This is a genomic window from Flavobacterium caseinilyticum (assembly GCF_004349085.1).
GTDB classification, from domain to species: domain Bacteria; phylum Bacteroidota; class Bacteroidia; order Flavobacteriales; family Flavobacteriaceae; genus Flavobacterium; species Flavobacterium caseinilyticum.
In genome coordinates this window covers 552,871-573,531 of the sequence record NZ_SMFM01000001.1, presented here as the reverse complement: position 1 = coordinate 573,531, position 20,661 = coordinate 552,871, and the positions used below count along the sequence as shown (strand labels likewise).

At 34.5% G+C, this 20,661-nt stretch carries 18 protein-coding genes and 1 pseudogene; 11 read left to right on the top strand and 8 right to left on the bottom strand.

Annotated elements, in window-relative coordinates; translation table 11 throughout:
* Positions 1-99 precede the first annotated feature (99 nt).
* Entirely contained in the window at positions 100-1,593 is a 1,494-nt protein-coding gene (locus E0F89_RS02580) for a hypothetical protein (protein WP_131908292.1), read from the bottom strand.
* Positions 1,594-1,939: 346 nt separating this feature from the next.
* Between E0F89_RS02580 and polA the strand changes: the two genes are divergently transcribed.
* Entirely contained in the window at positions 1,940-4,783 is a 2,844-nt protein-coding gene (gene polA, locus E0F89_RS02575) for a DNA polymerase I (protein ID WP_131908291.1), read from the top strand.
* Positions 4,784-4,866: 83 nt separating this feature from the next.
* On the opposite strand, the gene E0F89_RS02570 is transcribed toward polA, so the two are convergent.
* Positions 4,867-5,889, bottom strand: coding sequence for a LacI family DNA-binding transcriptional regulator (locus E0F89_RS02570; protein ID WP_131908290.1), 1,023 nt, complete (start codon positions 5,887-5,889; stop codon positions 4,867-4,869).
* Between the two features lie 231 nt (positions 5,890-6,120).
* Here E0F89_RS02570 and E0F89_RS02565 point away from each other — a divergent pair, with 231 nt between their 5' ends.
* From E0F89_RS02565 to tsf, 6 genes are all read left to right on the top strand, one after another.
* Entirely contained in the window at positions 6,121-6,864 is a 744-nt protein-coding gene (locus E0F89_RS02565; RefSeq protein ID WP_131908289.1) for a ferritin-like domain-containing protein, read from the top strand.
* Positions 6,865-6,883: 19 nt separating this feature from the next.
* Entirely contained in the window at positions 6,884-7,696 is an 813-nt protein-coding gene (locus E0F89_RS02560; protein WP_131908288.1) for a ferritin-like domain-containing protein, read from the top strand.
* A gap of 231 nt (positions 7,697-7,927) precedes the next feature.
* Positions 7,928-8,383, top strand: coding sequence for a 50S ribosomal protein L13 (rplM, locus tag E0F89_RS02555; protein WP_131908287.1), 456 nt, complete (start codon positions 7,928-7,930; stop codon positions 8,381-8,383).
* Positions 8,383-8,769: a 30S ribosomal protein S9 gene (gene rpsI / locus E0F89_RS02550; RefSeq protein WP_113634047.1), complete on the top strand. Its 387-nt coding sequence runs from the start codon at positions 8,383-8,385 to the stop codon at positions 8,767-8,769. The genes rplM and rpsI overlap by 1 nt, the downstream gene beginning before the upstream one ends.
* 219 nt (positions 8,770-8,988) lie before the next feature.
* Positions 8,989-9,807, top strand: coding sequence for a 30S ribosomal protein S2 (gene rpsB, locus E0F89_RS02545; RefSeq protein ID WP_131908286.1), 819 nt, complete (start codon positions 8,989-8,991; stop codon positions 9,805-9,807).
* Between the two features lie 110 nt (positions 9,808-9,917).
* Positions 9,918-10,742 carry a translation elongation factor Ts gene (tsf, locus tag E0F89_RS02540; RefSeq protein ID WP_131908285.1) on the top strand — a complete coding sequence of 275 codons (825 nt, stop codon included), beginning with the start codon at positions 9,918-9,920 and terminating at the stop codon, positions 10,740-10,742.
* A gap of 113 nt (positions 10,743-10,855) precedes the next feature.
* On the opposite strand, the gene E0F89_RS02535 is transcribed toward tsf, so the two are convergent.
* The 4 genes from E0F89_RS02535 to E0F89_RS02520 are packed head-to-tail and all read right to left on the bottom strand — an operon-like array spanning position 10,856 to position 15,189.
* Positions 10,856-13,435 (bottom strand): carboxypeptidase-like regulatory domain-containing protein, encoded by a 2,580-nt coding sequence (locus tag E0F89_RS02535; protein WP_131908284.1) that lies wholly within the window; start codon positions 13,433-13,435, stop codon positions 10,856-10,858.
* 10 nt (positions 13,436-13,445) lie between these two features.
* Positions 13,446-14,093, bottom strand: coding sequence for a GLPGLI family protein (locus E0F89_RS02530; RefSeq protein ID WP_131908283.1), 648 nt, complete (start codon positions 14,091-14,093; stop codon positions 13,446-13,448).
* A gap of 10 nt (positions 14,094-14,103) precedes the next feature.
* Positions 14,104-14,874, bottom strand: a complete 771-nt coding sequence (locus tag E0F89_RS02525) for a GLPGLI family protein (protein ID WP_131908282.1) — start codon at positions 14,872-14,874, stop codon at positions 14,104-14,106.
* 60 nt (positions 14,875-14,934) lie between these two features.
* On the bottom strand, positions 14,935-15,189 hold the full coding sequence (locus E0F89_RS02520; RefSeq protein WP_131908281.1) for a hypothetical protein: 255 nt from the start codon (positions 15,187-15,189) through the stop codon (positions 14,935-14,937).
* A 385-nt stretch (positions 15,190-15,574) separates the two neighbouring features.
* Here E0F89_RS02520 and E0F89_RS02515 point away from each other — a divergent pair.
* The 4 genes and pseudogenes from E0F89_RS02515 to E0F89_RS02500 all read left to right on the top strand — a co-directional run.
* Positions 15,575-15,964, top strand: a pseudogene (locus E0F89_RS02515) (queuosine precursor transporter); the annotation flags it as partial.
* Between the two features lie 369 nt (positions 15,965-16,333).
* On the top strand, positions 16,334-17,707 hold the full coding sequence (locus E0F89_RS02510) for a S8 family peptidase (RefSeq protein ID WP_131908279.1): 1,374 nt from the start codon (positions 16,334-16,336) through the stop codon (positions 17,705-17,707).
* A 387-nt stretch (positions 17,708-18,094) separates the two neighbouring features.
* Positions 18,095-18,748 (top strand): queuosine precursor transporter, encoded by a 654-nt coding sequence (locus E0F89_RS02505; RefSeq protein ID WP_131908278.1) that lies wholly within the window; start codon positions 18,095-18,097, stop codon positions 18,746-18,748.
* A gap of 4 nt (positions 18,749-18,752) precedes the next feature.
* On the top strand, positions 18,753-19,313 hold the full coding sequence (locus tag E0F89_RS02500) for a DNA-3-methyladenine glycosylase I (protein WP_131908277.1): 561 nt from the start codon (positions 18,753-18,755) through the stop codon (positions 19,311-19,313).
* A gap of 62 nt (positions 19,314-19,375) precedes the next feature.
* Here the strand turns inward: E0F89_RS02500 and aat are convergent, their stop codons facing one another.
* Together aat and E0F89_RS02490 are read right to left on the bottom strand one after the other, a co-directional pair.
* Entirely contained in the window at positions 19,376-20,014 is a 639-nt protein-coding gene (gene aat / locus E0F89_RS02495) for a leucyl/phenylalanyl-tRNA--protein transferase (protein WP_131908276.1), read from the bottom strand.
* Between the two features lie 252 nt (positions 20,015-20,266).
* The gene (locus E0F89_RS02490; protein ID WP_131908275.1) at positions 20,267-20,644 is read right to left on the bottom strand and encodes a DUF3127 domain-containing protein; all 378 of its coding nucleotides are present in this window, start codon (positions 20,642-20,644) and stop codon (positions 20,267-20,269) included.
* Positions 20,645-20,661: the final 17 nt, after the last annotated feature.

Sequence of the window (20,661 nt, the reverse complement as noted above, 5' to 3'; positions counted from 1 at the left end):
AAGCACGTGCACTCGGAAAATTTAACTCGGAAATAAATAACCGCATTATTTTAATAACTAAATAATGTGGTTATTTATAAATTTTAGAATGATGTTATTTTAGTCTACTACAAGATTCATAGAAACAGTCAGCATATTTCCGGTGCCTGAAAACCGCTCGGCCCATACTTCAATGTAATCATTTGTCGACAATTCTACAATTGCGTTTAATGGAATAGCCAAAACATCATTTGTTGAGTTAGACCTGGTATACACCTTTGATTGATTAATGACTGTACCATTTTTAGCAACATAAAGTATGTAGGTAGAAGCATCTGTCGAGGATTGAAAAGAAAGTGATCCACTAGCGTTAAAATAGCGTTTCTTTTTACCTAAATATTTTAATCTGTTGTTGGTTGCATCAATTGAAAACCTTAATAAATTATTGGAAGTCGTGACTCCTGCTACTTTCGTTTTTACTCCGCTACCTGAGAAACCTGTAAGTACTCCTGATCCAACTGCATAGTCAAAGTTTATATCCCCTACTGCTACAGCATCACCTTCAGTTGGAATTCCTGCACAACGAACATCCCAACTGTTATTAAAATTATAACCAGAGTAAATCGCAGGACTATATCCATTCACATATTTACCGGTGGTCAATGCTCCTGAAAAAACTACTGATTCGATTGTAGCACTGGCGTTTATAATAGGATTAGCTGACACATCAAAACCAATACTGCTTCCTATAACTTCACTAAATCCACCTTGTTTGGCCACTTGACCAAATTCCCCTACAATTTTTTCATAAGTTCCAGAATTACCCAGAGGTAAAGAACCCCCAAACCACCCAGCATTATTAATCAACAATTTTTTAATGTTTTCGTAAACAATACCGTTTGTATTACCTACATATTGTACAATACTCACAAATACTAATGAAAAACCTTTGAGCAAGCCAACATTAGCTGAATTTGCTATTATACAATCTCTTAAAATTAAATTTGTGTTTCCATCTCCTGAAATATTAAATACATTCCCACCAGATGCCACTAAAGTTACCACCCTAATTGACCCGCCGGATGTTCCTGTAAAAAGATCTCCACTAACTTTAACTAATTTATCCTCTCCAGAATCCTGTCCTGCGATGTAAGCATTATTCAATTCAATGGGAAGATCTAATAAAATTTGTCCATTTATTTCATATAAGGTTCCCGCATCTAAAAGATATTTAGTTCCTCCACCAGCCGTTTTCTCAGCATTTAGAACAGTTGCCAGAACATCTGTAGATTTAATACGCTTAAATTTAAGTCGGCCGTTAGTTCCGCTATTAATTACATTCCATGAGGTAATCGATGAATTGTAGTGAAATAAAGATTTTAGATCTGTATCGTACACCATCAAACCATCGGCCGGAGAAACAATTGCAGTTCGTTGGGCAGTAGTCATTCGGGGCGCTAGCATCCCTTGAGTGGTGGAAGATACATCCAACACAGAACTTGCGTGAGGCGTAATAGTCCCAATTCCGACTTGAGCAGAAATGGTTGAAGTAATTGTCATTAATAATAACATAAAGGCACACGATACCTTTTTAGCAAAGTACTGTTTTTTCATAACAATAGAATTAGAGAATTTAAAACTAGGAACAAATAGTACCATCAGAGCAACACTCAAAACTACACATTTTAACGTTCAAATACATATATAATCGTTTAAATACACTTTTTTTAATTTTATATATTTAAAAACCTACATTTATAAATATTCGGAAAAACTTCGATAAATCATTTGTAATTATTTTCCTGTTTTACATGTAACCGCAAAAAAAATTATACCAAATCATGATAACAAACGATTTTGACTTTCAATCCAAGTTTAATTTGCTCCAAGAAATATTTATTCCTGCACTCCTTTATCTGACAAGTTTTGTACTTTTGAAAACTTTACAAAATCACAATTCATGTCACAACAAAAACGCCTCTTCCTCCTGGATGCCTACGCTTTAATCTTTCGAGGCTATTATGCCTTCATAAAAAATCCAAGAATCAACTCTAAAGGACTGGACACATCAGCCATTATGGGTTTCATGAACTCATTAATGGATGTTATCAAAAGAGAAAAACCAGACCATTTAGCCGTAGCTTTTGATAATGGCGGAAGCCAATTGCGAAATGACATATTTCCGGAATACAAAGCGCATCGGGACGCCACTCCCGAAGCCATAAAAATTGCCATTCCGTACATACAAGAACTATTGAAAGCCATGCATATTCCTATCGTAGAAGTAAAAGGATATGAAGCTGATGATTTAATCGGGACTATTGCAAAACAAGCTGAAAAACAGAATTATAAAGTCTTTATGGTTACGCCGGATAAGGATTTTGCACAATTAGTTTCCGAGAATATTTTCATGTACAAACCTGCTCGAATGGGTAATGGAATTGAAATTTGGGGAATTCCTGAAGTTTTGGCGAAATTCGAAATCGAACGACCAGATCAAGTAATCGACTTTCTTGGAATGATGGGCGACGCTGCCGACAATATCCCGGGACTTCCCGGCGTAGGTGAAGTAACGGCTAAAAAACTGTTGAAGGAATTTGGAACTATGGAAAACCTTTTAGCCAACACTGACAAGCTGAAAGGAAAAATGAAAGAGAACATTGAAGCTAACAAGGAAAAAGGATTATTGTCCAAAACCTTGGCAACCATTTTACTGGATTGTCCCGTTATTTTTGATGAAACCGATTATGAATTATCAACTCCAGATGTAGAAAAAACAGATGCGCTATTCAATGAATTAGAGTTCAGAAGAATGGCAGAGCAATTTGATGCCATATTCAAAATCCCATCCCAGCCTTCCCAAAGGGAAGGAGCCGAAACGGATGCGAAACTATACAAAAAACCACAACCAAAAAACGAAGAACAGTTCGACCTTTTTGGAAGTGCCATCCAAGATTATTCTTCGGAAGAAACACGCCATCAATATTACAGCTCATTAGCAAATACAGAACATTCATATCAGATAATTCAAGGAGATTTAGGCTTGCGTTTGCTTTTGCAAAATTTACAAAAACAAACTTCAGTGTGTTTTGACACAGAAACCACCGGGCTTGATGCTTTGCACGCGGAATTAGTCGGCATATCATTTTCGTATGAAAAAGGAAAAGGATTCTATGTTCCGTTTCCGGAAAATCAAGAGGAAGCAAACGTTTTAATCGAGAAATTCATTCCTTTTTTCGAAAATGAAAACATCGAGAAAATTGGACAGAATTTAAAGTACGATTTGAAGATTCTTTCTAATTACAATGTTACCGTAAAAGGAAAATTATTTGATACCATGATTGCACATTATCTGATTAATCCGGATATGCGTCATAATATGGATATTTTATCGGAAACGTATTTAAAATATTCGCCTCAATCCATTGAAACTTTAATTGGTAAAAAGGGAAAAAACCAAAAATCAATGCGGGACGTTGCATTGGAAGAAATCAAAGAATATGCCGTTGAGGATGCCGATGTAACTTTGCAACTAAAGGAAATATTCACTTTGGAATTAGACAAAACCGGAACCAAAAAACTTTTTGAGGAAATCGAAATTCCGTTGGTACAAGTCTTGGCTGATATGGAAAAAGAAGGAATTCGTGTTGATGTGGATTTCCTGAAATCACTGTCGGAAACATTAGGCGATGACATTAAAATTTTAGAAGCCAACATATTTGAAACTGCAGGAGAAAAATTCAATCTGGCTTCCCCGAAACAGTTGGGCGATGTTTTATTCGATAAATTGAAAATTGGAGGCGTAAAACAAAAGAAAACCAAAACTGGCCAATATGCAACCGGAGAGGAAATTTTGAGTTATTTAGCCGCCGAAAACCCGATTGTAAAAGACATTTTGGATTGGAGACAATTAGTAAAACTTCAAAACACATATGTCGAGGCTTTGCCAAACCAAGTAGATAAAATCACAAATCGCATTCACACCGATTATATGCAAACCGTCGCAGCAACAGGTCGTTTGAGTTCGAATAATCCCAACTTGCAAAACATCCCGATTCGCACTGAACGCGGAAGACAGATTAGAAAAGCATTTGTGGCCAGAGACGAAAATTATACTTTGGTTTCTGCGGATTATTCTCAAATAGAATTGCGTGTAATTGCGGCATTAAGCGGGGAAGAAAACATGATTAAGGCATTCCAAAATCATGAAGACATTCACAAATCTACCGCTTCAAAAGTATTTAATGTACCGCTAGAAGAAGTGACTCGCGAGCAACGAAGCCATGCCAAAACGGTAAATTTTGGAATCATATATGGTGTTTCGGCTTTTGGATTGAGCAATCAAACTAACTTATCTCGCAAAGAGAGCGCTGATTTAATTGAGGCGTATTATCAAACCTATCCAAGATTAAAATCCTACATTCAGGAACAAATAGAATTTGCCAGAGAGAACGGTTATGTGCAAACAATCTTGGGTCGTCGTCGCTATTTGAAAGACATCAACTCGCAAAACGCCATTGTTCGTGGTGGTGCAGAACGAAATGCGGTAAATGCGCCGATACAAGGAAGTGCTGCCGATATCATCAAAATTGCGATGATTAATATTCATGAAAAACTAACGTCTGAAAACTGGAAAAGTAAAATGTTATTGCAGGTTCACGATGAGCTTGTGTTTGATGTGCATAATGATGAACTCGAAAAAATCAAACCGATGATTAAACATGAAATGGAACATGCTTTCAAGTTAGATGTTCCATTAGATGTTGATTTAGGTGCGGGAAAAGATTGGCTGGAAGCGCATTAAAATTATCTTTTATTGTATTCAAAAAAAAATCTCTAATCATTCAAAAACGATTAGAGATTTTTTTTGTTTTGTAAAATGAGTTGCTACAATTTTCTTGTTGATTCTCTTTCTTTCAATTTTGTTTTAATGACCACCGTTTCATAAGGAACATGCTCTTCTTTAGATTCTAATCTGTCAATAAGTAATTTAGCAGCTACCTCTCCTATTTCTATTCCGTGCTGACTTACGGTTGTTAAACTAGGAGACAATCTACGGGAAGCAAGAATTCCGTCAGCGAAACCAATAATAGAAATGTCTTCCGGAACTTTAAACCCTTTTCTGAGTGCGATACGCAAAGCCGCAACAGAATCATTTTCATCTAAAGCAAAAATTCCGTCTATTTTGTTTTCAAGAACTCTCTCGATTTTATCTTTTAAATCGTCTTCTGAATCCGTTCTTAAGATGATATCATTGTTTACCGAAATACTATTATTTTCCAATGCTTTCAAATATCCTTCGGCTCTTAATTTCCCTACACTCAAATTATCAATAGAGGACAACAAAGCGATATTCTTACACCCTAAATCAATTAAATGTTGGGTCGAATTTAAAGCCGAATCAAAATCATCTACAATTACTTTATCACAATCAACGTCTTCTGCAATTCGGTCAAACATAACAATTGGCGTTCCATCATTGATGATTGCAGAGAAATGCTCATAATCCTGGTTTTTTTGAGCTTCTTCAGAAACGGAAACAATAAATCCATCAATGGTTCCATTGCTTAACATTTCGAGCGTATGCGCTTCTTTTTCTGCTGATTCGTTAGAGATACACATAATAACATTGTATCCTTTTTCATCAGCTATTTTCTCAATACCACTGAATACTTTGGCAAAAAAGGAATTCAGAATATTTGGAATAATAACACCAATAGTTTTGGTTTTTCTGTTTTTAAGGTTCAGACCAATCACATTGGGTTTGTAATTTTTAAGCTTTGCGTATTCTTTAATTTTTATTTTAGTTAAATCACTAATCTCTGGACTATCGTTCAGCGCTTTTGAAACGGTAGAAACAGAGACATTCAGTTCTTTGGCGATTTGTTTTAATGTTGCTTTGGCTTTCATAATTTAAGGTGTTAACGGGAGACCGTATATGGGAATTACACAAACATTTGTACTAATTTTATAATTAACTCAATTAAAATTATATCAATTTTACATTAATTATTTGAATATCAACAAAATAAAATACAGTTTGATGCTAATGATTTTAGTAAAACAGTCCTTATTCGCAAATATACATATTAAATCATCAATCAGAAAGAATACAACTATTAACCTTTAAATGTTTAAATTATGAAAAATGTAGTTAAAGATCAAGAAGTAAAACCTTCGTTCACAAACAGAAGGAACTTCCTGAAAATTAGTGGTCTCACGGTTGTGGGCACGGGTTTGCTATTAGCAGGCTGTAGCGACGATGACAACCCAGACGATTCAAAAAGTCAATTACCCGGAGTAAGAAATGGAGTATTTGATTTAGGAGGTGGCGATTTCGGGGTATTAACCTACGCCTATGCGCTAGAGCAGTTAGAAGCTGATTTTTATACTAAAGTGGTAAACGCTTCAGGATTCACAACCACCTTTAATGCGCAAGAACAAGTTTTGCTTACAGATTTGTATCGTCATGAAGTAATTCATAGAGAATTTTTCAAGACGGCATTAACAGCTGCTTTGCCAAATCCATCTACCCAATTATTACCCAATTTAGCTTTTGATTATGGCGCTTTAAATTTCAGCAACCGCAGCCAAGTCCTTGCAACGGCAAAAGCACTGGAAGATACTGGAGTAGCGGCCTACAATGGTGCTGGAAAATTGATCACCAATCCTGATTATTTATTATTAGCAGGAAAAATAGTTTCTGTTGAAGCAAGACATGCTTCTGCGATCAGAAGTTTACTTAATCCGAATTCAAAAGATTTTGCAGGAGATGATGTTGTAAATGTTACTACGGGATTAGATGTTGCTAAAAAACCATCTGAAATTCTTGTCGTTGCTGGCGGATTTATTACAACAAACTTTACTGCTAAATATTTACCTTAACCATTTAAATTTAGAAATTATGAATATATTAAAATTTTTAGAGTCTTTTGCTAATGAAGATTTGATGCAAAGTAAAGGCTCCAGAAGAGATAGTTTTGGTCAATTCGGTCAACTTGGAAAAAAATTAGCTTTGGCAGCTGTGCCGTTTGGATTAGCATCATTATCAACTTCCGCGTATGCAGCAGATATTTCACCTACACCAAGCACGCCAATAGGCGCTTTACAACTAGCCTTAGTACTGGAATATCTTGAAAAAGAGTTTTATCAGAAAGCATTAGATTCGGGGGTGATTCCTGCTAGTGAAAATGGAGGACGCGATTTAAAAGTATTTCAACAAATATCTCAACACGAGAATAGCCATGTAAGTTTTTTAATCGCAGGATTAGGAGGTACAGCCAGCGCAAATTTTGTACCCAAACCCACTTTCGATTTTACAGTTGGTGGTGCTTTTAGCCCATTCACAGATTACCCAACCTTTCTTGCCTTGGCGCAAGCCTTTGAAGATACAGGAGTAAGAGCATATAAAGGACAAGCTGGAAATCTGATCTCAACTCCAGATTTACTAACAGCCGCATTACAAATTCACTCTGTGGAAGCAAGACATGCTTCAGAAGTACGAAGATTAAGAGGCCTAAAAGGCTGGATCACCGGAAGTGAAAGAGGAGCAGGAATGCCTGCAGCAACACAAGCAGTATATGATGGTGAAGAGCTTACGTTGCAAGCCGGTTACAACACTGCCGCATTATTTGGCGCAGCGGCAGGTTCTGAGTCTTACGATGAACCTCTGACCACAGCTCAGGCTGTAGCAATAGCAAATTTATTTATTGTCTAAAAGGCAAGATACTCATTATCAAAACCATCTGAAATCAAATTCAGATGGTTTTTGTCAATACAACAATATTTTTAAAGTCATATTCGTAAAATAAATATTTTTGTTTTCTCAAAACATAAATCTGCAGATTCACCCTTAAAATTATCTTTTACAGGTGTTTGTATTTAAAATAATTAATTGTACTTTTGCAACCCCTTTATTGGGGATGGAATGTTTAATTAAAATAATATTATGGACGCATTAAGCTACAAGACACAATCAGCAAGCAAAGCCACCGTTACAAAAGAGTGGATTGTTGTAGATGCTGATGGGCATAACTTAGGTCGTATGGCTTCGAAGATCGCAATGATCTTAAGAGGTAAATACAAGGCTAGTTATACGCCGCACGTTGACTGTGGAGATAACGTAATTGTTATCAACTCAGAAAAAATCAACCTTACAGGAAACAAAATGGACGAGAAGACTTACATTCGTCACACGGGTTATCCAGGAGGTCAAAGAACTTTAACTGCTAAAGTATTGCAAGCAAAAAACCCTGCATTATTAGTAGAAAAAGCAGTAAAAGGGATGTTACCTAAAAACAAATTAGGAGCTGAGCTTTTTAGAAATTTAAATGTTGTTGTAGGATCAGAGCACAAACAAGGCGCTCAAAAACCTAGAACAGTTAACCTTAACGATCTTAAGTAATGGGAGTTATTCACAAAATCGGTAGAAGAAAAACCGCTGTTGCACGTGTTTATGTTTCGGAAGGAACAGGAGTAATCGTTGTAAACAAAAAACCATTCGAAACTTATTTCCCAACTGCAACTTTACAGTACAAAGTATTACAACCGATGTCTATGACAGAAAATGTAAGCAACTTTGACGTAAAAGTGAATGTTTACGGAGGTGGTTCAACTGGACAGGCAGAAGCTGTAAGAATGGCATTAGCACGTGTTATGTGTGAAGTAAATGCTGAAAACAGAGGAATATTGAAACCACAAGGTTTATTGACAAGAGATCCAAGAATGGTTGAACGTAAGAAATTCGGTCAGAAGAAAGCTCGTAAGAGATTCCAATTCTCTAAACGTTAATATTCAATCGGAAATTGTTTCAGATTCTCAAGTTTATGAGCTGGTTTTATTATCAGCCTAAACTGAAAGATGCTGAAATAAATTCAGTATAAAAATTTTAAAAAAAACAGTTGTTGTTGCTCTCCTACTGAGGTAGGAAATAGTTTAGCATCTAAATGTTTAAAGCCGAGAAATCGCCATTTAATCATTGCTAATCAACAGAACGTAAACTAGAACAAAATGGCAAACAAAGTAGAAGTAAAAGACTTACTAGAAGCAGGTGTTCATTTCGGACACATGACTAGAAAATGGGATCCAAACATGGCTCCTTACATTTATATGGAACGTAATGGTATTCACATTATCAATCTATATAAAACCGCAGCAAAAATTGAAGAAGCTAATGAAGCTTTGAAAAAAATCGCTGCATCAGGTAGAAAAATATTATTCGTTGCTACCAAAAAACAAGCAAAAGATATCGTTGCTGAAAAAGCAAAAGCTGCAAACATGCCTTACATTACTGAAAGATGGCCTGGTGGAATGCTAACTAACTTCGTAACTATCCGTAAAGCTGTTAAAAAAATGGCTACTATTGATAAAATGAAGAAAGATGGTACTTTCATGACCCTTTCTAAAAAAGAGCGTTTACAAGTTGATCGTCTTCGTGCTAAATTAGAGAAAAACTTAGGTTCAATCGCTGACATGTCTAGACTACCGGCTGCATTGTTCGTAGTTGATATCAAAGCGGAACATATCGCAATAAAAGAAGCACAAAAATTAAACATTCCAGTTTTCGCAATGGTGGATACTAATTCTGACCCAAGAGAGGTTGAATTCGTAATCCCATCTAACGATGATGCTTCTAAATCAATTGATAAAATTTTAACTTTAGTTACCGCTGCAATTGTTGAAGGACTTTCTGATAGAGGTTCTGACAAAGAAGGTGAAGCTACTGCTGAAGTTGCGGCTCCTGCTGCTGAAGCAGTGAAAGCGGCTCCTGCTGCAGAAGCTGTTGAAGTTGCTCCTGCTACTGAAGCAGCTGCTCCTACTGAAGAATAAATAAAATAAATTTAAAGATTGAAGGATTTAAAGATTAAAAATTATTGATTGCAGAATTAATAATAAGATCCTTGAATTTTTCAATCTTTTAATCTTTAAATAAAAAAATTATGGCAACAATAACTGCTGCAGACGTAAATAAATTAAGAACAATCACTGGTGCAGGTATGATGGACTGCAAAAAAGCATTGGTTGAAGCTGAAGGAGATTTTGATTTAGCAATCGAAAACTTACGTAAAAAAGGACAAAAAGTAGCTGCAAACCGTTCTGATAGAGAATCTACAGAAGGTGCTGCAATTGCTGTTGTAAACGCTGACAAAACTGCTGGTGTTGTTATCACATTAAACTGTGAGACTGACTTCGTAGGGATGAATGAAAACTTTGTAAAAATGGCTACTGAAATGGCTAATTCAGCATTGAACTTCAATACTAAAGAAGAATTTTTAGCAAGTGATTTCAACGGAATGACTGTTGCTGATAAATTGATTGAGCAAACTGGAGTTATTGGTGAAAAATTAGAAATCAGAACTTTCGAGAAATTAGAAGGTGCTTTTATCGGTTCTTACATTCACTCTGGAAACAAAATCGCTACATTAGTAGCACTATCTGCAAATATAGAAGGTGCTGATGAAGTAGCAAGAAACATCGCTATGCAAGCTGCAGCTATGTCTCCTATCGCTTTAGACGAAACTGGTGTTGACGCTGAAACTATCGCTAAAGAAATAGAAATTGCTAAGGACATCCTACGTCAAGAAGGAAAACCAGAAGCAATGTTAGACAATATTGCTAAAGGTAAATTGGCTCGTTTCTTTAAAGACAATACTTTAGTAAACCAAGATTATATCAAAGACAACAAATTAAGCGTTGCTGCTTATGCTAAATCTTTAGACAAAGATCTTATCGTTACAGGTTTCAAAAGAGCTGCGTTAGGATAAAGTCATTGCGAGGAACGAAACTATCACACTAGTGAATTTCGCTATCCCCAATATTATAAAAAACCCATTTCAATTAATTTGAAATGGGTTTTTTTATTATGCTAAACTCACTACTACAGTGAATAATTAATCCCTAGCATCATATATCCCGGTCTGATTGAAATTATTGATTCTGTGAAAAAGCTTTGATTAAATGAAGTAGAAATAATTTGGCTCTTATTTAGGTTTAACATATTGTTTCCATTAAAAATAATCTTGAAATCTTTGGCAAAAACATACTGGATATTAGCATTAAGAAAGAAAGTCTTATTCCTGCTAAAACCAGAATCCTGATTATCCATTATTAAACCCAAATCCCATTTCAATTTAGTACTGTTTTTGCCACGCAATGAAAGCGTAAGCTGATGGTTTTGAGTTGTATTAGTAAAATCAGCGATGCTTTGTTCTAGAGTTTTTCGAGTAAAATTATAATCAACACCAAACTGAACAGCAGATTTTCTAAAATTAGATATCAATTGCAAACGATTCGTAAGGTTTTGAATTTCGACCTGATTATCAACACTATCAAATTGTGAAAACCCTATCGATTTTAAATAAAACAAAGTCGTTTTAATTGAAAAGGGTAAGCGCCTGAATTTCAAGTCATACAATGCTAATCCCTTTATACTTTTTCTGTTTCTTGTAGTAATGGCGGTGGTTTCTATAAAATCTGCATTATATTCAGTATTATTTGAAACAGCATTTTGCTCTAGATCATAGGATAAAGTGGAGAAAAGCACACTTTGATTCTTTGGATTTACACCAAAATATTGCAGCGAAAAAGTGTTTTTCGGGATAATTTGATTAAAACCGACTAAACTAGGCTTGACAAAAGTTTGAAAATCAAATACAAGATCCGTTTGCTGAACCTGATTCAATGCAGGTAATTGATGATCTAGTGCATAACTAAACGATATTTTATTTAAACCTGATAAAGTGTAAGTCAAACTCAAGTTGGGTTCATATCTAATAAATGCATTTTCCGTCTCTTGAAATTGACTGTTTACAGCCGTAGAAGTAAAACCTAGAATTGAATATACTTTAGTGTGCCACTTTTTTGTCCACGAAAAATTAGTTTGGATAGATTGTCGCTCTAAGTTTACAGCATAATCATTATTATCGTCCTGAAATACAGTATTATTAAATCTGGACTGCTGCGACAAAAGGTTTATTTTTAAAGAAAAAATATTTGATTTTTTGGTGATTGTAAATGCATTGTTCAAACTAATATTGACCTCTTGATTCTTTTGATTTTGATTGATTGTATCATGTGTGCTATCGAACAAGTTTTGTTGAGAAAACAAATCAACTTTCTGAAGATTATCATTTATAGAATGCCGAGCTGTAAACTTATAATTAATAGTCTTGAGAAGCGTAGATTGCACTTTTGCGACATGAGCAAAACTAAAATTAGTATTGCTTTTACTATACTGTAATTCGTTTGCTGAGCGCAGTAAATCCTGATTGTCCTCATCACCGTTTGGTGTAAATCCGACAACATAGGATATAAATGTGGTTTTAGATTTATTAAACTCCCATTTTAGAGAACTATTATTGAGACTGTAGGTTGCAGCTTTATTTTCTAAAAACGAATACTGGCTTTGAGTTTCTCCAATATTAGTTTGAAGTCTTGCATTTTCCTCAGCAATATTAGTTTTGTTAAAAATATTTGACACCGTAATTTTAGAACGTTTACCCAACAGGCTGGTGTAATTCAGCCCAATAAACGCATTTCTTTTGTCTTTAATAAAAGCGTTTGGGTTTAGAAAAGTAGGCGTTTCAACGGCTTTAAATTCGCCATTTTCACTATCCACTTCAGACACTATCCTCATTTCATTGTAATCTTCCCTAGAAATTGGTGTTTTAGCAATAGTGTTGTAATCCGAAATAATAGCAACATTTCCCTTTTTGAAAAATTTAAAGGAATTAGAATGAAAGCGAAAAGAGGTATTCAAACCTGCGGCCAGTTCAAGATCCGTAATCCACTTATTCTTATAACTATCTTTTGTTTTAAGGTTTAGAGCAATACCTTTTTGTCCTCCACTCGCTTTTGCAAAACCAGTATAACCAGTTAACAAATCAATGCCTTCAATCATATCGGCATCAATATTTTGGGTAGCCATTTGATGCTTGTTCCCAAAAAACTCATTTCCGTCAACCAGAATGTTATCAATTTGTTGCCCTTTGTAAAGCACCTTTCCATCTTGGTCAATATCCAGACCGGGAAGTTTTTTTATGACATCCTCAATTTTATTCTCCGTACCATCAACCACTGCTTTCAAGTTATACGAGATGGTATCTTCCTTGATTCGCATAATTTTAGGTCTGCTTGTGATCACTACATCCTTAAGTTTATTTATTTCTTCTTTTAGAATAAATTCAAAATTTTGTTCTTTCTCAACCAATACAGTATTGTTAAGAGTTGTAAAACCAAGTTTACTTATCTTGCAATCATATTGGCCTGAAGAAATATCTTGCACTAAAATTCCATTTTCATTTGTTGTACCAAAACGTATTTGATTGTTGTTTTGACTTACGATAACAATCGCTCTGGAAATAGGCAAATTATTTTCATCGACTACTTTAAAACGAATAGAATGTTGAGAAAAGAGTAAGACTGGAAATAGAAGTAAAAGGAAGTACTTAATATTCAATTTTAATGAATTATAAAAAATTAGTGATTTCAGGTTGCTGAAGTTCAACTTTAAGCGCCGTGGTTGTACTATTTCCGTGTTTGTATGCCAACACGACTCCATCAATAAAAGGCAAATTACTAGGACTGGCAGAAACTTTTAAATCCTTCGTAAAATACACCGTTAACAATTTATTTTTAAATTCAGTTGTTGCTTCATAACAGGAATATCCTAAAACTTTGATCTGTTTTTTTGTAAATTTCCAATTTACTGAAATTAATTTTTCAGTTGTCAGCGTATCTTTTGTTTTGGTTACAATGGTTTTCGTTTTGAAATCCTTTATTAGTTTAACAGCTGGATAGGAGCCTGATAAAGACAAATCTTTTGCGAATAAAACATTGGATGATTTATCTGTAGAATTTATAGCACCATTTTGTTTTTTGTCAATTTTCTGTGATTTGATTTCAAAATAAACTTTATTACCTTGAACGGTCATGAACGATTCTTTTTTTATGCTGTTCAACTGTTGTAAAGCTGCAGCTCTAATGAGAACAGGCATACTTTTCAATGATTCCTCTTTATAGGCTGTTTGCGTTTGAAACATAACTTTGATGGCTGTTTGAGAATAAGTAGCGCTAGACATTAACGCTAATAGGATAAATAAAAATATTTGTTTCATACTACAAAATTTAATTTTCCGATTTTATAATTACCGTGTTAGACTCGTGTTTTCCTCCAAATTCATCAGTGTACGACTTTGGCTTTCTGGATTCTTGAATTTTATTTTGTAATTCAATTTCTGTAATAAATGGCGTCTTTTTATTAACACCATCGATTACTAATTTTTTATCAAAAAATTCAATTTTGGTCACATACAACACTTTTTTCTTAGACTCAACACTTAAAACCAAACCTGGTATCGTTGTAATTAAAAAAGGTCCATCTATAATAGGAATTTCCTGAGTGTACCAGTATTGTATAGTATCATTTGCTTCATTAATTGAATAAGCTGACAAGCATTTGTATCCATCTATTAATTTGACTCGTTTATCATACTTTAACTCTTCTATTGTAAATGGTTGCTCTAAATAATACTCCTGCCCTACCACCTCAGCACTTTTGATAAATGATTGTTTGGTGAAATCTTTTAAAATCCAAACATTAAAAGGCTTTATTATTGTGCCGTTATTAACAGTAGTACTTGTGCTAATTTCGCTAGAAGGTATGACTTTTTCTTTTTCATTAACACTTTTGAACAACGAATAATCGCCATTATGAGTCAGCTCAAAACCTTTGGGTTTTCTGAAGGCAGCTATAAATTCCTCGCTAGCCCCTCCTGGAACTTGACTAAAAAAAGCGTCGCTATAAAAAATTTTTTGTTCGTAGGTGATTTTTATGCTTTTCTGAGCATATAGACAATTACAAAAGACAAGTAAGAAATAAAATTGAAAATATTTCATAATATTTAATTACATAAGGAGTAAAACCGAAAACCTTATTGGTTAATTTTAAATTTATTGTTAAATAATAATAATTATATCTGAACAGATTTCGAATTTAATGCTGTGAAATGTTAATATCATTCCTACTTCACCATCACTTTCTCCTTCTGCCCATCTATATACAAAAGTTTCGCAACCATCATCCACCTTCTTGGTAAGTGCAATATCAGATTCAATGCTCGCATTTAGTACAATGATGAACTCTTTTTCAGCAGCAAACGAAGTTAAAGAAAAGGCGACTAATAAAGTTGCACTCAGTAAGAATTTTTTCATAGTTTTAAAATAATTTGGTTAAATAGCTACTGATTTTTTCAGCAAGTGGTTTTGGACGTCCGGGATCAAAGCAAAAAAGAAAAAACAATATAACCTAATAAATATACTACAATTAAATAAAATAATACCAAAATATTCTTACAATACTGAAAACACTGGGATTTATAACGATTTTGTAATTAGCAACTTATACGATAACGTTTCTTAAAACGATAAAAACACCAGACTCCTAAAACCAAGAAGTACTTCCAGCTAAAAAACCATAGCTAAATTTATACGACTCGCATTATTTTAAAAAAATTAAAACACTAAATTTTACTCTAAAATTCCTTTCTTTTTAAAAGCAAAAAAATATCTTGTTTTTGTCATTCTAGCCGGAATCTTTATCACTAATGCTGTTACTGCAGAAGTCATCGCTGAGAAACTGATACAAATAGGTCCGTTTTTAATGAGCATTGGTATTTTACCTTGGCCTATTGTTTTCCTGACTACCGATTTAATCATTGAATACTTTGGAGAAAAAGGAGTAAAGAAATTGTCTCTAATCACAGCTGATTTGATCGCCTATTCCTTCCTTATTTTACTTTTGGCTACAAGTATTCCGGCAGCGAAGGGTATTAGTCCAGTAAATGATGCGCAATTTACTGCTGTTTTTGGTCAAAGCATGTGGATCGTAGGGGGAAGTATTATTGCGTTCTTGGTTTTTCAATTTATGGACGTAACGGTTTTTTGGTTTTTCAAAAACTGTATAGGAAACAACAAAATCTTGCTCAGAGCTGGTTTCAAAAGAGCTGCGTTAGGATAAATTGATATTTGGATTTCAGATTACAAATTTGGAACTCAGATTTATATACAACCTATTTCAAAAAGATTTGAAATGGGTTTTTATATCGTATTCATTAAAAAAAACTTTTAAACATATTAGATTATAAAAAACTGAACTTCATGCGGTGTCTATTAACCGCAAACAATTAAAATTAAATAGCTTAAAAATACCAAACGAAAATTCCTATCTCAAAACACGTAACATAAAAATGCAACATATAAGGACTAGCACCTAAAATTATTTATACTTTTACCAGAAAAATTATAATTAACATATTTTTTTAATACTTTTAACGTTTTAAACCAAAAACTTAAATTTATGAAAAAATTATTTATTGCCTCTTTAGTCTTGTTCGCATTTTCCTCTTGTTCTGATGAAAATTTAAACCCAACAGAAGTAGTACAAAATAAGGTAAAACCAAGTTATGTTGCGAACCAACTACTTATTAAATTCAAACCTGCAGAAACTGGAGCTAAAACATCAACAAACATTTTATCTCTAATTGGAGGAACTACAGTAGAAGTTATTAACACCAATTCTATGAAAATTTCCAATGCTAAAACAAACACTACAGGTGGAAAACTTTTATTGGTAAATTCAAAGCTAAGCACAATGGAAGCTATTGAACTTATTAAAGATTTACAAGAAGTAGAGTATGCAGAGCCAAACTGGATATACAATCATTTTGCAGTTTCAAATGACACTTATTATACTAATGGTTCACTTTGGGGCATGTATGGATCCACAACTTCTCCATCGAATCAGTTTGGTTCGCAAGCCTCAACTGCTTGGGCAAACAATAAGTTAGGATCAGCTACTGTGTATATCGGTATTATTGACGAAGGTTACATGTATGCTCATGATGATTTAGCAGCAAATGCAGGTAAAAACCCAGGAGAAATAGATGCTAATGGCATAGATGATGATGGTAATGGCCTTGTTGATGATGTGTATGGCTGGGATTTTGCAGGAAACAACAATACTGTTTTTGACGGAGTTGACGATGACCACGGAACACATGTTGCCGGAACTATTGGCGCTGTAGGTGGGAATGGAAAAGGTGTTGCTGGTGTTGTATGGAATGTAAAAATGATAAATGCTAAATTTTTAAGCGGAACAGGCGGAACATTAGCAAATGCAATTAAAGCAATTGACTATTTCACTGATTTAAAAACAAGACATGGCTTAAACATTGTGGCTACTAATAACTCTTGGGGAGGAGGAGGATTCTCACAAGGTCTTCAGGATGCAATTGAGAGAGCCAATACTGCTGGAATACTTTTCATTGCTGCTGCAGGAAATAGTGGAACTAACAATGATGCCACACCAAGCTATCCTGCAAGTTATCCTAACGCAAATGTAATCGCCGTTGCTTCAATTACAAATACAGGTGCCTTATCAAGTTTCTCTCAATTTGGCGCTACCTCTGTTGATTTAGGAGCTCCTGGTTCAGGAATATGGTCAACAGTACCTACAAGATCTAAGGGTAAGGTTATCTCTAGCTATGCTAGTTATAACGGAACTTCAATGGCAACTCCGCATGTGTCAGGAGCGGCTGCTTTATACGCATCTTTGAATCCTGGAGCAACAGCTGCACAAATTAAAGCTGCACTTTTGAACAGCGCTACTCCTACTTCATCACTTTCTGGAAAATGTGCAACAGGTGGTAGATTGAATGTAAGCGGATTTTAATCCAATTAAAACTAATTAAACAAAGGAGTCCACAAGTTGGACTCTTTTTTTTTATAGTCATATTTTTTTTCAACATCGTGCAAAAAATCCAAATTGTTAAAATATCCTAAGTAAAGAATAAATAACGAAAGCTATGTTAGATAAGATTGCCAAGCAAAAATTGCCTTATTTAATGCAAAATTTTAAATTAATAATCGAAAAACTGTCTCTAATAAAAATACTAAACTTGCACGATTCTTCTTTTTTACCAATGTGATTAGAAATCAATCAAACGATTTTATTCAATAAAAAAAAAGAATCATGTTTAAAATAAATCTACAATGGAAACAACTATACAAATTAATACTTTTCAAATAAAATATTAATTTTGATTACAAATCGTAAATCATGTTTAAAACGAAAAAAGAACTTGTTTTTATAATCCTGGCTGGGATATTTATTACTAATGCTGTTACGGCCGAACTCATCGGTGGAAAACTGATACAAATAGGTCCGTTTGTAATGAGCATTGGTATTTTGCCTTGGCCTATTGTTTTCCTGACTACTGATTTGATCAATGAATATTTTGGAGAAAAAGGAGTAAAAAAACTTTCCTTAATTACAGCTGGTTTAATAGCCTATTCCTTTCTAGTGTTACTTTTCGCCATCAATATTCCCGCCGCAAAAGGAATAAGCCCGGTAAATGACGAACAATTTTTTGCGGTTTTTGGACAAAGCATGTGGATTATTGTGGGGAGCATTATTGCGTTCCTGGTTTCTCAATTGATAGACGTAACGGTTTTTTGGTTCTTCAAAAACCGCACAGGAAACAAAAAAATATGGCTCAGAGCCACGGGTTCCACTATTATTTCTCAATTATTCGATTCTTTTATTGTACTAGGAATCGCTTTTTGGTTACCCGGAAAAATAAATTTTGATACTTTTATCACATCTGCATTAACGGGTTATACTTTTAAACTCGGAATTGCCATCCTTCTGACTCCTTTAATTTACTTGGGTCACTACATTATAAAAAACTACTTAGCCTCAGAAAAAGAATAAAAACATGGAAGAAAAAATAAGATGTAAATGGTGCGTTGGAATTGATATTTACGAAAAATACCATGACGAAGAATGGGGCGTTCCAGTTTATGAGGACCAAAAATTATTTGAATTCTTAATCTTGGAGACTTTCCAAGCGGGACTAAGTTGGATTACAATTCTTAAAAAAAGAGAAAACTTCAAATTAGCTTTTGATGATTTTGACTATAAAAAAGTAGCCCTTTATACCGAAGATAAAATTCAGGAATTACTGCAAGACGCCGGAATCATCCGCAATAAATTGAAGGTTCGCGCTGCCGTTTCGAATGCCGCAGCCTTTATGAAAATACAAGAAGAATTTGGAAGTTTCTCAAAATACATTTGGCAATTTACTGATGGAAAACCCATTCAAAACAACCGACAATCCTTGCAAGAGGTCCCTGCTACCACACCACTTTCTGATGTGATTAGTAAAGATTTAAAAAAACGCGGATTCAAATTTGTGGGTTCCACAGTGATTTATGCCCATATGCAAGCCACCGGAATGGTTGATGATCATGTAGCAGATTGCTGGAAGAGTAAATAGTTTTTCAGTTTACAGTCTCAGTTTACAGGAAGAAAAAACTATAAAAAATCGGAATCTGAAGATTATTTGCTTTTCAGAATTTTCATAAAATCACTTCTTTCTATTTCCCTACAACCCAAACTTTCAAGATGCGGGTTGTACACTTGGCAATCCAATAGTTTGTAATTTTCTAATTTTAATTGGTTGACCAAAGCAATAAAAGCCACTTTGGAAGCATTCGAAACTTTTGAAAACATACTTTCACCACAAAATATATTTCCCAAATCGATTCCGTACAAACCGCCAACCAAAACCTCATCTTGCCAAACTTCGACTGATTTTGCTATTCCTGATTCATGCAGTTTACAATAGGCTTCAATCATATCATTTGTAATCCAAGTACCGTTTTGACCGTCACGTTCTATATTTTGACAGTTTGAAATTACATCCCTGAAATTCTGATTGAAAGTTACCTTGAAAACATTTCGATTCAGAATGTTTCGCATACTTTTTGAAACAATCAATTCATCCAGAAATAAAACCATTCTGGGGTTTGGTGACCACCACATAATAGGTTCGCCATCTTCAAACCATGGAAAGATGCCGCTTTTATAAGCAAGCTGCAATCGTTCCGATGATAAATCACCGCCAATGGCTAAAATTCCGTCCCAACTAGCTTCGGAAACGGGCGGGAAAAATAAATCTGGAGATAAATAATACATTTTTGAATTTCAAAAATTAATGGCAATGCTGATTTCAAAAAATAAACAATCATGAACTGCAAATTCATAATTTTGATCGACAGAGTTAAAATCTTCACGATTGTAGCACTTATTTATTTGCCACGAATTTCTAGCTATTAAAAGATAAATGCAGTAAAATACATAATTTTAACTAGATCCATGACCAATAAAAAAGTCAGAAATTCAAGTAAAACTCAAACTTCTGACTTCTAACTTTTAACTATTTATGTCTTAGAATGGTAAATCGTCTGCTTCGTCTTCGTTTAGGTTTGTTGCTGGTGCAAATGCTTCTGCAGCCGGCATTGGAGGCATTTGTGCAGAAGTTGCTTCAGCAGCTACTCTATCAACTCTCCAACCTTGGATGGCGTTAAAATATTTAGTCACTCCTTGTGGATCAACCCATTCACGCCCTCTTAAATTGATAGAAACTTTTACCGCTTCACCCACTTTGAAACTGTTCAATAAATCACATTTATCTTGTACAAATTCTACCAAAATATGTTGTGGATATTGCTCCTCAGTAGTTACAACTAATTCTCTTTTCAAGAAACTTCCGCTTCCCACATTTTTTGCATCCCCAAGCATTTTAATTTTTCCTGTAACTTCCATCTTCGTTATTTTTTAAT

Excerpts from the sequence above, each read along its gene's own strand:
- rpsB (WP_131908286.1), top strand. The coding sequence starts at position 8,989 with ATGGCAAACAAAGTAGAAGTAAAAGACTTACTAGAAGCAGGTGTTCAT.
- E0F89_RS02490 (WP_131908275.1), bottom strand. The coding sequence starts at position 20,644 with ATGGAAGTTACAGGAAAAATTAAAATGCTTGGGGATGCAAAAAATGTG.
- rplM (WP_131908287.1), top strand. The coding sequence starts at position 7,928 with ATGGACGCATTAAGCTACAAGACACAATCAGCAAGCAAAGCCACCGTT.
- aat (WP_131908276.1), bottom strand. The coding sequence starts at position 20,014 with ATGTATTATTTATCTCCAGATTTATTTTTCCCGCCCGTTTCCGAAGCT.
- E0F89_RS02565 (WP_131908289.1), top strand. The coding sequence starts at position 6,121 with ATGAAAAATGTAGTTAAAGATCAAGAAGTAAAACCTTCGTTCACAAAC.
- polA (WP_131908291.1), top strand. The coding sequence starts at position 1,940 with ATGTCACAACAAAAACGCCTCTTCCTCCTGGATGCCTACGCTTTAATC.
- E0F89_RS02560 (WP_131908288.1), top strand. The coding sequence starts at position 6,884 with ATGAATATATTAAAATTTTTAGAGTCTTTTGCTAATGAAGATTTGATG.
- E0F89_RS02570 (WP_131908290.1), bottom strand. The coding sequence starts at position 5,889 with ATGAAAGCCAAAGCAACATTAAAACAAATCGCCAAAGAACTGAATGTC.
- E0F89_RS02500 (WP_131908277.1), top strand. The coding sequence starts at position 18,753 with ATGGAAGAAAAAATAAGATGTAAATGGTGCGTTGGAATTGATATTTAC.
- E0F89_RS02520 (WP_131908281.1), bottom strand. The coding sequence starts at position 15,189 with ATGAAAAAATTCTTACTGAGTGCAACTTTATTAGTCGCCTTTTCTTTA.
- E0F89_RS02505 (WP_131908278.1), top strand. The coding sequence starts at position 18,095 with ATGTTTAAAACGAAAAAAGAACTTGTTTTTATAATCCTGGCTGGGATA.
- rpsI (WP_113634047.1), top strand. The coding sequence starts at position 8,383 with ATGGGAGTTATTCACAAAATCGGTAGAAGAAAAACCGCTGTTGCACGT.
- E0F89_RS02580 (WP_131908292.1), bottom strand. The coding sequence starts at position 1,593 with ATGAAAAAACAGTACTTTGCTAAAAAGGTATCGTGTGCCTTTATGTTA.
- tsf (WP_131908285.1), top strand. The coding sequence starts at position 9,918 with ATGGCAACAATAACTGCTGCAGACGTAAATAAATTAAGAACAATCACT.
- E0F89_RS02525 (WP_131908282.1), bottom strand. The coding sequence starts at position 14,874 with ATGAAATATTTTCAATTTTATTTCTTACTTGTCTTTTGTAATTGTCTA.
- E0F89_RS02530 (WP_131908283.1), bottom strand. The coding sequence starts at position 14,093 with ATGAAACAAATATTTTTATTTATCCTATTAGCGTTAATGTCTAGCGCT.
- E0F89_RS02510 (WP_131908279.1), top strand. The coding sequence starts at position 16,334 with ATGAAAAAATTATTTATTGCCTCTTTAGTCTTGTTCGCATTTTCCTCT.